The organism is Pseudomonas sp. FDAARGOS_761, from assembly GCF_013343155.1.
GTDB lineage: Bacteria > Pseudomonadota > Gammaproteobacteria > Pseudomonadales > Pseudomonadaceae > Pseudomonas > Pseudomonas aeruginosa.
In genome coordinates, this window is sequence record NZ_CP054572.1 from 2,681,402 (window position 1) to 2,695,382 (window position 13,981).

General features: G+C 65.9%; 2 protein-coding genes. Both read right to left on the reverse strand.

Going from position 1 to position 13,981, the window contains the following annotated elements:
• Positions 1–82 precede the first annotated feature (82 nt).
• A complete protein-coding gene (gene pvdD, locus FOC67_RS12530; protein WP_174707736.1) occupies positions 83–7,429 on the reverse strand; it encodes a pyoverdine non-ribosomal peptide synthetase PvdD in 7,347 nt (2,448 codons plus the stop codon).
• Positions 7,430–7,440: 11 nt separating this feature from the next.
• Entirely contained in the window at positions 7,441–13,914 is a 6,474-nt protein-coding gene (locus FOC67_RS12535) for a non-ribosomal peptide synthetase (RefSeq protein WP_128671261.1), read from the reverse strand.
• Positions 13,915–13,981 lie beyond the last annotated feature (67 nt).

A 13,981-nucleotide genomic window follows, 5' to 3' on the forward strand; every position in this document is an offset into this window, starting at 1 on the left:
CTGTCGGCACGACACCAAATGATTCCTGTACAGAAACAAAGAGCCCGCCTGAAGGCGGGCTTTGAACGGAACGGACCTGAGATCAACGCCCGGCACGCTCCAGGGCGGCCCGGAAGCTCTGCACAAACTCAGGGTGGTCGATGATCTTGTCGTGCCGGGTATCCAGCACCCGCACCGGTTCGACACGCTCAGCCCCGATCGCCTCGGCCATCGAGCGCTCCACCGCGCTCCGCTGGATGGCATTGGTGCTGCGCGCGGCCCACCAGAGGCTGACCTTCGCCGTCAGACGCGGGTAATCCATCGCTTTCAGGCGATCGTCGAGGATCTGTTTCAACTCCCAGGACACTTCCAGTTCGTTGCTCTGTGCGATTTCGCTGCGCAGTGTCGCGAACTCGGCGCCGATCTCCGCTTCCGCCCAGTCGCTCATCCTCGTCCAGCGCTGCTCATCGTCCGTCGTGGCGGAGCAGATCGATGACCAGGCCCGTTCGATATGCTCGGCCCGCTCCGGAAACATGACACCGAGCAGTTCCACCCGCATCTCGCCCACGGATAGGTTCGGGACTGCCTCCGGCGTCGGCCCGATCTCGCTCCAGAACGCTTCGACCCTGACCGGTGCCGGCGCATCGATCCAGCCGACGAAAGCCACCTGCCGCCCACGCTGCTCCAGCCGGGCCGCGACATCCATCGCCAGGTTGCCGCCGAGCGACCATCCCGCCAGGTTGAAAACCCCTTCGGGGTGCTCCTGCAGCAATTGCTCGGCGTATTCCGCAACCATATCGTCCCACTCCGGCACCTCGCGACCAGCGCCCAGCAGGGCACGGCAGACAACACCCTTGACCGGATGACGATCCCGCAGCGCCATGGCGAGGGTCTTGTAACAGTGCACAGAGCCGAAACTCGGATGGAACATGAACAGCGGCGAACCTTCGCGCCTGCCGTTGAGCGGCACCAGCAACGACTCACGCGCCTGCCCCTCGATGCATGCCGCCTGTTCCGCGACGCTGGCATGGGTCATCAGTTGGCTGATGCTCAGCGTAGCCTGGCAGGTATCGCCGATCCGCTCCTTGAGCATCAGCAGCAACAATGAGTGACCGCCCAGTTCGAAGAAGTTGTCGTCCAGGCCAACCCGTTCCACTCCCAGGATCTCCGCCCAGATCGCTGCGATGCGCTGCTCCAGCTCGCTACCGGGCGCTCGATAGGCCTGTTGCGACAGGCTCGCATCCGGTTGCGGCAACGCCTGCCGGTCGAGCTTGCCATTGACCGTCAGCGGCATCCGCTCCAGCAGCATCAGGTGCGCCGGCACCATGTAGTCCGGCAGGTGCCGCTTCAGCGACTCCCGCAGCGACTCCCGCAGACGCTCGGCATCCTCCGCCGAGTCCGCCACCACGTATCCCACCAGTTGCGTGCCGCCGACTCCGTCATGGGCCAGCACCACGGCATCGCGTACCCCGGCCAGACCGGCGAGCGCCGCTTCGATCTCGCCCAGTTCGATACGGAAGCCGCGAACCTTCACCTGGTGGTCGATACGCCCGATGTACTCGATATTGCCATCCGCCTGGAACCGCGCCAGGTCGCCGGTACGGTACAGCCGCTCGCCGGCGCCGCCGGGGAACGGGTTCGGCACGAAGCGGGTGGCACTCAACCCGGGCCGCCTCAGGTAGCCGCGCGCCAGACCGGCGCGACCGATGTACAGCTCGCCCACCGCGCCGCGCGGCACCGGGTTCAGGTCACGGTCGAGGATGTACCAGGACAGGTCCGGGATGGTCCCGCCAATCGGACTGACCAGGCCACCCTCCAGGTCGGCTTCGCTCACCGGACGGTAGGTTACGTGCACCGTGGTCTCGGTGATGCCGTACATGTTCACCAGTTGCGGCTGGCGATCGCCGAAGCGCTGGAACCACGGCCGCAGGCTCTGCAGATCCAGCGCCTCGCCACCGAAGATCACGTAGCGCAGCGCCGGCTGCTGCGTCGCCATGTCGGCGGAACAGGCCACCGCCATCAGTTGCTTGAACGCCGACGGCGTCTGGTTGAGCACCGTCACGCCTTCGCGGCACAGCAGACGGTAGAAGTCTTCCGGCGAACGGCTCACCCATTGCGGCACGATCACCAGGCGCCCGCCATAGAGCAGCGCGCCGAAGATTTCCCAGACCGAGAAATCGAAAGCGTAGGAATGGAACAACGTCCACACGTCCCGCTCGTCGAAGCCGAACCAGGCCTCGGTGGCGCTGAACAGGCGCAGCGCGTTGCGATGGGTGAGCAACGTGCCCTTGGGCTTGCCGGTCGAGCCCGAGGTATAGATCACGTAGGCCAGGTTGTCCGCCGATAGCGTCGGGAGAGGATCGCTCTCGGCGTAGCCGTCCAGCACCAGTCCGTCGATGGCCAGCACCTCCACCCCCGCCTGCCGTGGCAGGCGCTCGAGCAGATGCCCCTGGGTCAGCAGCAGCCGTACCCCACTGTCGTCGAGGATATGCGCCAGGCGCTCCTCTGGCGCCGCCGGGTCCAACGGCAGGTAGGCGCCGCCGGCCTTGAGGATCGCCAGCAAGCCGACCAGCATGTCCAGCGAACGCTCCAGCGCCAGCCCGACCGGCACGTCCGCGCCAACGCCACGGGCGATCAGGCAGTGCGCCAGGCGATTGGCCCGCGCATTCAGTTCGCCGTAGCTCAACCGTTGTTCGTCGAGGATCAGCGCAACCGCCTGTGGCCGTTGCCGCGCCTGCTCCTCGAAACGCTGCTGCAAGGTGCCCTGCACCGCGTACTCGCGCTGGGCCGGGTTCCATTCGGAGAGGGTCTGCCGGCGCTCCGGCGCATCCAGCAGCGGCAACTCGCCGAGCCGCTGTCGTGGGTTGGCGACGATGCCGCGCAACAGGTTGCGCCAATGGCCGGCCAAGCGTTCCACGGTGGAGGCGTCGAACAGATCGGTGGCATAGTCGAAGGAGGCCCAGATGCCGTTTTCGTCTTCCTGAATATCCAGCGTCAGGTCGAACTGCGCAGTCTGGCCGTCCCAGGCCAGGCCTTCCAGACGCAGGTCCTCCAACTGAACCTCGGGCGTCACCGAGCGTATCTCGCTCTGATGGTTGAATAGCACCTGGAACAGTGGGTTATGGCTGGCATTGCGCTCCGGCTGCAAGGCTTCCACCAGTTGCTCGAACGGCAGGTCCTGGTGCGCCTGGGCCTCCAGCGCGCGTTGGCGGGCCTGTGCCAGCAGCTCGTCGAAGCCCATCCGACCGTCCAGGTCGGCCTTGAGCACCTGGGTGTTGACGAAGAAGCCGATCAGCCGCTCGGTCTCCACGCGGTTGCGATTGGCGATCGGCACACCGACACGGATATCCGCCTGCCCGCTGTAGCGATACAACAGCGCCTGGAACGAGGCCAGCAACAGCATGAAACTACTGGCGCCTTCACGCTGGGCCAAGGCTCTCACGGCCTCGACCAGTTCCCGCGATAGCTCGAAACCCAACTGCGCGCCACGATGGCTCTGCCGGGCCGGACGCGGCCGATCGAACGGCAACTCCAGCACCGGCTGCTCGCCGCCCAGCAGGCCGGTCCAGTACGCCAACTGGCGCTCCTTTTCCCCCGCCTCCATCCAGCTGCGCTGCCACAGGGCGTAGTCCGCGTACTGGATCGGCAAAGCCGGCAGCGCTACCTCGAGCCCTCGACTATAGGCGGCATAGAGCTGGACCAGTTCCTCGACCATCACCTGCATCGACCAACCATCGGACACGATGTGGTGCTGGACCAGCACCAGTACATGGTCGTCCTCGGCCAGTTGCAACAGGTTCACCCGCAGCAGCGGCCCCCGTTCTAGGTCGAATGGCTGCACAACGATGGCCTGTATCCGTTCGATCAGGCCTTCTTCACCGAACTGTTCCCGCTCGATAGAAACGCTAACCGCAGGTTGTACCTGCTGGTACGAACGCCCTCCCTCCAGCCGGAAGCGGGTACGCAAGGTTTCATGCCGCGCGACCAGGCTGTCGAAGCTGCGTTGCAAGGCATCCACGTCCAGCCGCCCGCGTAGGCGCAAGGCACTCGGAATATGGTAGGCCGCGCTTTCCGGCTCCAGTTGCCAGAGGAACCACTGACGCTCCTGAGCGAAGGACAGTGCCAACGGTTGCTGCCGATCGGCAAGCGGTATCGTCGAGACCGCATCCGTCGTGCGTTCCAATCCCTGGGCGAACGCTTCCAGAACCGGCCGCTCGAACAACGCCTTCAGGCTTGCGTCCAACTGCTGCTCCTGGCGAACCCGAGAAATCACCCGGGTAGCCAGCAACGAATGACCGCCCAGTTCGAAGAAGTTGTCGTCCAGGCCGACCCGTTCCACTCCCAGGATCTCCGACCAGATCGCTGCGATGCGCTGCTCCAGCTCGCTACCGGGCGCTCGATAGGCCTGTTGCGACAGGCTCGCATCCGGTTGCGGCAACGCCTGCCGGTCGAGCTTGCCATTGACCGTCAGCGGCATCCGCTCCAGCAGCATCAGGTGCGCCGGCACCATGTAGTCCGGCAGGTGCCGCTTCAGCGACTCCCGCAGCGACTCCCGCAGACGCTCGGCATCCTCCGCCGAGTCCGCCACCACGTATCCCACCAGTTGCGTGCCGCCGACTCCGTCATGGGCCAGCACCACGGCATCGCGTACCCCGGCCAGACCGGCGAGCGCCGCTTCGATCTCGCCCAGTTCGATACGGAAGCCGCGAACCTTCACCTGGTGGTCGATACGCCCGATGTACTCGATATTGCCATCCGCCTGGAACCGCGCCAGGTCGCCGGTACGGTACAGCCGCTCGCCGGCGCCGCCGGGGAACGGGTTCGGCACGAAGCGGGTGGCACTCAACCCGGGCCGCCTCAGGTAGCCGCGCGCCAGACCGGCGCGACCGATGTACAGCTCGCCCACCGCGCCGCGCGGCACCGGGTTCAGGTCACGGTCGAGGATGTACCAGGACAGGTCCGGGATGGTCCCGCCAATCGGACTGACCAGGCCACCCTCCAGGTCGGCTTCGCTCACCGGACGGTAGGTTACGTGCACCGTGGTCTCGGTGATGCCGTACATGTTCACCAGTTGCGGCTGGCGATCGCCGAAGCGCTGGAACCACGGCCGCAGGCTCTGCAGATCCAGCGCCTCGCCACCGAAGATCACGTAGCGCAGCGCCGGCTGCTGCGTCGCCATGTCGGCGGAACAGGCCACCGCCATCAGTTGCTTGAACGCCGACGGCGTCTGGTTGAGCACCGTCACGCCTTCGCGGCACAGCAGACGGTAGAAGTCTTCCGGCGAACGGCTCACCCATTGCGGCACGATCACCAGGCGCCCGCCATAGAGCAGCGCGCCGAAGATTTCCCAGACCGAGAAATCGAAGGCGTAGGAATGGAACAACGTCCACACGTCCCGCTCGTCGAAGCCGAACCAGGCCTCGGTGGCGCTGAACAGGCGCAGCGCGTTGCGGTGGGTGAGCAACGTGCCCTTGGGCTTGCCGGTCGAGCCCGAGGTATAGATCACGTAGGCCAGGTTGTCCGCCGATAGCGTCGGGAGCGGATCGCTCTCGGCGTAGCCGTCCAGCACCAGTCCGTCGATGGCCAGCACCTCCACCCCCGCCTGCCGTGGCAGGCGCTCGAGCAGATGCCCCTGGGTCAGCAGCAGCCGTACCCCACTGTCGTCGAGGATATGCGCCAGGCGCTCTTCTGGCGCCGCCGGGTCCAACGGCAGGTAGGCGCCGCCGGCCTTGAGGATCGCCAGCAAGCCGACCAGCATGTCCAGCGAACGCTCCAGTGCCAAGCCGACCGGCACGTCCGCGCCAACGCCGCGGGCGATCAGGCAGTGCGCCAGGCGATTGGCCCGCGCATTCAGTTCGCCGTAGCTCAACCGTTGTTCGTCGAGGATCAGCGCAACCGCCTGTGGCCGTTGCCGCGCCTGCTCCTCGAAACGCTGCTGCAAGGTGCCCTGCACCGCGCACTCGCGCTGGGCCGGGTTCCATTCGGAGAGGGTCTGCCGGCGCTCCGGCGCATCCAGCAGCGGCAACTCGCCGAGCCGCTGTCGTGGGTTGGCGACGATGCCGCGCAACAGGTTGCGCCAATGGCCGGCCAAGCGTTCCACGGTGGAGGCGTCGAACAGGTCGGTGGCGTAGTCGAAAACGGCGCAAAAACGCTGCTCTTCGTCCGTCAGGTCCAACGTCAAGTCGAACTGCGCCGTCCGGCTGTCGAACTGCACGCTTTCCATCTGTAACTCGTCGAAGCGGAATGCCTGGCCGTTGCCACGGGCTTCGCTCTGGTAGTTGAACAGCACCTGGAACAGCGGGTTGTGGCTAAGACTGCGCTCCGGCTGCAAGGCCTCCACCAGTTGCTCGAACGGCAGGTCCTGGTGCGCCTGTGCCTCCAGCGCGCGCTGGCGGGCCTGGGCCAGCAACTCGTCGAAACCCATCCGGCCATTGATGTCGGCCTTGAGCACCTGGGTGTTGACGAAGAAACCGATCAGCCGCTCGGTTTCAACCCGGTTACGGTTGGCGATCGGCACGCCGACACGGATATCCGCCTGCCCGCTGTAGCGATACAGCAGCGCCTGGAACGAAGCCAGCAACAGGGCGAAGGCAGTAGCCCCCTCCTGCTGGGCCACGCGCCTGAGCGCCTGGGACAGATCAATATCCAGTTCCAGGATGAACTGGGCACCACGATGGCTTTGCCGAACCGGGCGCGGCCGGTCGAACGGCAACTCCAGCACCGGCTGCTCGCCGCCCAGCAGGCCGGTCCAGTACGCCAACTGGCGCTCCTTTTCCCCGGCCTCCATCCAGCTGCGCTGCCACAGGGCGTAGTCCGCGTACTGGATCGGCAAAGCCGGCAGCGCTACCTCGAGCCCTCGACTATAGGCGGCATAGAGCTGGACCAGTTCCTCGACCATCACCTGCATCGACCAACCGTCGGACACGATGTGATGCTGGACCAGCACCAGCACATGGTCGTCCTCGGCCAGCCGCAACAGGCTCACCCGCAGCAGCGGCCCACGCTCCAGGTCGAACGGCCGCGCGATCGTCGTCTCGACCTGCCGAGCGAGGGCGCCCTCCTCGAGCGACCCCAACACGACGATATCCAGCGGCAATGCCATGGATGCGGCGATCTCCTGGCGCGCCTCGTCGCCGTCGAGGCGAAAACGGGTGCGTAGGGTCTCGTGCCGCGCAACCAGGCTGTCGAAGCTGCGTTGCAGGGCATCCAGGTCCAGCCGCCCACGTAGACGCAAGACACTCGGGATATGGTAGGCCGCGCTTTCCGGCTCCAGTTGCCAGAGAAACCACTGTCGCTCCTGGGCATAGGAGAGCCGCAGGGGCTCGCCGTCCTGGCGCTTGAACACTGGCGCGATCTCGAAGAGATTGACACCTTGCTGCTTGAGCAGGACAGCCAATGCCTTCCTTTCCTGGGGGGAAAGGGAGCCCACCTTCTCTATGAGTGCTTGCACGCTACCGCCTCTTAGGAAATCAGTTTTTCAAGTTCATCGGCAGATAGACGTTTGAGCGCCTCCAGGGATTTAGCCAGGGCATCTTCCACCGGCGCGCTCTCGGCCTTGAGGGTCTCGACGCCGTGGCAGAACTCACCCAGTGTCTCCGCGGTGAACATCGACTTGATCGGCACCTCCAGGTGCAGTCGTTCGCGTAGGCGGCCAATGACCTGGGTGGCCAGCAACGAGTGGCCGCCAAGCTCGAAGAAGTTGTCGTCGAGCCCGACCTGTTGCAATTGCAGGACCTCCGCCCAGATCCCCGCGACCTGTTGCTCCAGATCGCTTCGCGGCGCCACGTAGACCTGCTGCAACAGGCTCGCATCCGGCTGCGGCAGGCCCTTGCGGTCCAGCTTGCCGTTCGGCGTCAGCGGCATCCGCGCCAGGAACAACAGGTGCGACGGCACCATGTATTCCGGCAGGCGCTCGCGCAGCGCCGTCTTCAACTGCGCCCGGCACTCCGCCTGCGCTTCCGGCGAATCCGCGACCGCCGGCGCCTGCGCCACCACGTAGCCCACCAACTGCTGGCCCACCGCGCCCGGCTGGGCCACCACCACCGCCTCGCGCACCGCCGGATGCTCGCGCAGGCGCGCCTCGATCTCTCCCAGTTCGATGCGGAAGCCTCGGATCTTCACCTGGTGATCCACCCGTCCGAGGTAATCCACCACCCCATCCGCACGCCCACGGGTCAGGTCGCCGCTGCGGTACAGCCGGCTGCCCGGCGCGCCAAAGGGATCCGGCACGAAACGCTCGGCGGTCAGCGCCGGACGCTCCAGGTAGCCGCGCGCCACCCCTTCCCCGCCCAGGTACAGTTCGCCCGCCACGCCTACCGGCAGCAGGTTCAACTGCCCGTCGAGGATGTAGCCGCTACGGTTGCCCAGCAGCGTACCGATCGGCATGTAGGCCGCGCCGCAGGCATCGCCCGCCCGTGCTTTCCACAGCAGCGGCGTCACCACCGTCTCGGTCGGGCCGTAGCCGTTGAACAGGTACTTCGGCTTCAGCGCCCGCCACGCCAGGTCATAGCTGGCCTGCGCCACCGCGTCGCCGCCGAAGCAATAGACCCGTACCGGCGGCGGATTGCCGTCGCGCTCGGCATGCTCGGCCAGTTGCTGCAGGTACACCGGCGGGAACACCCCCACCGTTACCCCGTGGCGATGCATCTCGGCGTAGGTCCGTTCCGGCAGCCACAGGCTGTCGTCGCGGATCAGCACCCGCGCACCGTTGATCAACGGGTGCATCCAGCCTTCGTGGGAACCGTCGAAGGCGAACGACATGAAGTGCAGCTCGCAGTCCTCCGGGGTCATCTCGTAGCGCTCGCCGGTGGCCACGATATGGGCGATCAACGGACCGTGGGACACCGCCACGCCCTTGGGCATGCCGGTGGAGCCGGAGGTGTAGATCACATAGGCCAGGTTGTCGCCGTGCAGCGCCACCTCTGGATCATGAGCGGGGAAGCCGGCCCACTCCTCCTCGCGATCCACGGACAGGCAGGACAACCCCTCGGGGATCGGCAGACGCTCCAGCAGGTGGCTATGGGTCAGCAGCAGGTGCGCGCGACTGTCCTGCATCATGTACAGCAGGCGCTCGCGCGGGTATTCGATGTCCAGCGGCACGTAGGCGCCGCCGGCCTTCAGTACCGCCAGGAACGCCACCATGATCTCCGCGCTGCGCTGCATGGCGATCGCCACCCGCACTTCGGGGCCGACGCCTCGGGCGATCAACGCATGTGCCAGGCGGTTGGCCCGGCTATCCAGCTCGGCGTAGGTGAGCTTTTCCTCGTCGAAGATCACCGCCACCGCATCCGGCGCCATACGCGCCCGCTCGGCCACTCGCTGGTGTACCAGCGGCGTTGCCGGATAGCCCGAGTCGCTGCGGTTCCAGAGCTGCCCGATGACTTCGCGCTCCTCGCGGTCGAGCATGTCCAGCTCTCCCAGGCGAGCGTCAGGCATCGCCAGGATCGCATCCAGCAGGTTCTGCCAATGCCGTACCAGGCGCTCTGCGGTCGAAGCATCGAATAGATCGGTCGCATAGACCAGCGCCGCCCAGATGTCCGACTCGGACTCACAGGTATCCAGCACCAGGTCGAACTGCGCCGTATGGCTTTCCCACGCCTGCTCTTCGATGCTCAGTCCCGCGACTTCCGGCAAGCCGTGCTCGCCCCGCTCCGCCTGGTAGTTGAATAGCACCTGGAACAGCGGGCTGTGGCTGAGACTGCGCTCCGGTTGCAAGGCTTCCACCAGTTGCTCGAACGGCAAGTCCTGGTGCGCCTGCGCCTCCAGCGAGCGCTGGCGAACCTGGTGCAGCAATCGGTCGAACCCCATCTGCCCATCGATGTCGGCCTTGAGCACCTGGGTGTTGACGAAGAACCCGATCAGTCGCTCGGTTTCGACCCGGTTGCGATTGGCGACCGGCACGCCGACACGGATATCCGACTGACCGCTGTAGCGATACAGCAGCGCCTGGAACGATGCCAGCAGCAACATGAAGGTACTCGCACCCTGCCGTTGGGCAAGCGCCTTCAGCCGCCTGGCCCGCTCGGCGCCGAGTTCGAACTCCAGCCGCGCGCCGCGAAAGCTCTGCTCCGCAGGACGGGGACGATCGAACGGCAGCTCCAGCACCGGCTGTTCGCCACCCAGCAGGCCGATCCAGTACGCCAACTGGCGCTCCCTCTCTCCGGCCTCCATCCATTCGCGCTGCCAGACGGCATAGTCCGGATACTGTATCGGCAGCGCCGGCAGGGCCGCTTCGCGCCCCTGGCTGTAGGCGGCATAGAGCTGGACCAGCTCTTCGACCATCAACTGCATCGACCAACCGTCGGAGACGATATGGTGCTGGACCATGACCAGCACATGGTCATTCGGAGCCACTTCGAACAGACTGATCCGCAGCAACGCATCCGTCCGTAGGTCGAAGGGCCTGGCCATCTCCGCTTCGACTGCCGCCCTGAGCGACGCGTCATCGACATTCGCCAGGTTATGCCGGGAAACCTGCAACTGCCCATCGGCGTCCACCACCTGAACGGTACGCAGGCCTTCCTGGCGGAAGCGGGTACGCAACGACTCGTGACGCTGTGCGAGGCGCTCGAAACTGCGCTGTAGCGCGACGACATCGAGGCCGCCGCGCAAGCGCAGGGCGGCGGGAATGTGATAGGCCGCGCTCTCCGGTTCCAATTGCCAGAGGAACCACTGGCGCTCCTGTGCATAGGACAACGGCAGCGGCTGCTCGCGGGTAACGGGCGTGATCGGCGGAACCTCCGCCGGTTTCTCGCCCAGGCTCTCGACGAATCCCTGCAGGACCGGCTGCTCGAAAAGGCTCTTCAGGCTGACTTCGATACCGAGATCCTGGCGAATCCGCGAGACCAGGCGCGTCGCCAGCAGCGAGTGTCCGCCCAATTCGAAGAAGTTGTCGGTCAGGCCGACCCGTTCGACGCCCAGCAACTCGCCCCATATCGCGGCCACATCTTTCTCCAGCGCGCTCGCCGGCGCCATGTGGTCGCGTTGCATCAGGCCGGCATCCGGCTTCGGCAGCGCCCGACGGTCCAGCTTGCCATTTGGACTGAGCGGCATCCGCTCGAGGAACAGCAGGTGCGAGGGCACCATGTAGTCCGGTAGCGAGGCCCGTAGCGCTGTGCGGATACGCTCGCGCAAAGCCGGCTGGCGAGTTTCGTCCTCGCCCCCCTCAGCCACCAGGTAGGCCACCAGTTGACCGTCCAGCGCAAGAGCCGCCGCTTCGCGTATTCCCTCCAAGTCCAGGAGGCGGGCTTCGACCTCCCCCAGCTCGATGCGGAAGCCGCGGATCTTCACCTGATGGTCGGCACGCCCCATGTACTCGATCACGCCGTCACCGCGTCGGCGCGCCAGGTCGCCGGTCCGGTAGAGCCTTGAGCCCGGTTCGCCGAAGGGGTCGGGCAAGAAGCGCTCGGCGGTCAAGCCGGGCCGATCGTGGTAGGCACGGGCCAGCCCGGCACGGCTGGCGATATAAAGCTCGCCTACCGCCCCTACGGGCAGTAGGCCGAGATGTTCATCCAGCACCAGCAACGTACGGCCGGGTAGCGCCTGGCCGATAGGACTGGCATTGCCCACCCGGGCGTTCTCGGCGGAACAATCGAAGACGCTGGACACCACCGTGGCCTCGGTCGGTCCATAGGTATTGAGCAACCTCACCCGGCCCATGCCGGCTTGCCGCCAGAGCTTCGGCCCCTCCAGTGGCATGGCTTCGCCACCGATGTGGATCTGCCGCAAGGCACCGTAGGAACGCCGTGGCTCGGCCAGGGCATCGAGCAGGAACAGGTTCCAGTACGCCGTGGGCAGGTCGGCAAGGGTCACGCCCTGCTCGACTATCTGCCGATACAGCTCACCGGTATCCCAGAGGTCGCCGCCACGCAGGACCACGCAGGCACCACGGGTCAGCGCCGGATAGAGCTGTTCGACGAAGCCGTCGAAACTCAGGGTGGCGAACTGCAATATCCGATCCTCCGGGGTGAGCGCGGAATAACCACTGGCGATACGCGAGAACTGCGCAAGCGCCGCATGGCTGATGGCCACGCCCTTGGGTTTTCCGGTGGAGCCGGAGGTGTAGATCACATAGGCCAGGTTCTCCGGCCGCAGGTTCACCACCGGATCATCCGTGGACACCGATGCGTCCCGTTCCAGGCGGTCGATGGAGAGCACCTCCAGCCCTTCGTGCAAAGGCAGCCCGGGCAGCAAATGCTCCTGGCTGAGCAACAGGCCGACGGCGCTGTCCTCGAGCATGTGACGCAAACGGTCCTGCGGATAGGTCGGGTCCAGCGGCACATAGGCACCACCGGCCTTGAGGATCGCCAGCAGACCGACCACCATGTCCAGCGAGCGCTCGACGGCGATTCCCACCAGCACATCGGGACCGACGCCACGCGCTATCAGGCAGTGAGCCAGACGATTGGCGCGGGCGTTGAGCTCGGCGTAGCTCAACGCCTGCCCCTCCAGCGCCAGTGCTTGCGCCTGCGGACGCAGACGGGCCTGCTCCTGGATCTGCAACTGGACCAGGGGCGGCAACCCACCCTCGTCGGCGTTCTCTGCCCAGGCCCGCAACAGGCAATCGCGCTCCTCGTCCAGCAACAGCGGCAACTCGGCGACCGGCCGGCCCGGTTCGGCCACGATGCCGCGCAGGAGATTCTGCCAGTGCCGAGCCAGGCGCTCGACGGTCGAGGCCTCGAACAGATCCGTGGCATAGCCGAACGATGCCCAGATACCGTCCTCGGCCTCGTGCACGTCCAGCGTCAGGTCGAAGGCCACGGAGCTGCTCCGCCACTCCATCCGCTCCAGCGACAGGCCTGGCAGTTGCACGCCCTGGTTGGCCGAACGAGAGTCGGCCTGGTGATTGAACATGACCTGGAACAACGGGTTGTGGCCGAGGCTGCGTTCCGGCTGCAAAGCCTCCACCAGTTGCTCGAACGGCAGGTCCTGGTGCGCCTGTGCCTCCAGCGCGCGCTGGCGGGCCTGGGCCAGCAACTCGTCGAAACCCATCCGGCCATTGATGTCGGCCTTGAGCACCTGGGTGTTGACGAAGAAACCGATCAGCCGCTCGGTTTCAACCCGGTTACGGTTGGCGATCGGCACGCCGACACGGATATCCGCCTGTCCGCTATAGCGATGCAACAGCGCCTGGAAGGAAGCCAGCAACAGCATGAACATGGTCACACCCTTGCGCTGAACCAGCTGTTTCAAGGCAAGGGCCAGGTGTGGCTCCAGCTCCAGGTCCAATTGCGCTCCACGATAGCTGCGCAGCGGCTGCCGCGGGTGATCGAGGGGCAACTCCAGCACCGGCTGCTCGCCGCCCAGCAGGCCGGTCCAGTACGCCAACTGGCGCTCCTTTTCCCCCGCCTCCATCCAGCTGCGCTGCCACAGGGCGTAGTCCGCGTACTGGATCGGCAGGGCCGGCAACACCACGTCGAGCCCTTGGCTGTAGCCGGCATAGAGCTGGACCAGTTCCTCGACCATCAATTGCATCGACCAACCGTCGGAGACGATATGGTGCTGGACCATGACCAGCACATGCTCGTCGGCGTCCACCTCCAGCAAAGTCACCCGCAGTAACGGTCCCTGTTCGAGATCGAAGGGTCGTGCGATCTCCGCCTCGACCCGCTCCAGCAATCGCTGTTCGTCGAGTCCCCGTTGCACTTCGACTTCGAGCGCCAGCGAGACGTCGGCGGAGACGACCTGCACCCATTCATCACCCATCCGCGCGATCCGCGTGCGCAGGCTTTCGTGCCGCTCGACGAGCGCCGCGAAGCTGCGCTGCAAGGACGCAATGTCCAACCTGCCGCGCAGGCGCAGGGCGGTAGGAATGTGGTAGGCGGAACTCTCCGGCTCCAGCTGCCAGAGGAACCACTGCCGCTCTTGGGCATAGGACAGCGGCAGGTTGTCCATCTCCTGGCGAGTCTGCGGGATCGGCAGGCGGGCGAAGCTCATGCCCTTGGCCTGGACACGCTGATAGAACAATTTCTGCTGCGCCAGAGGCAGGCGAACGAAGCGGGAC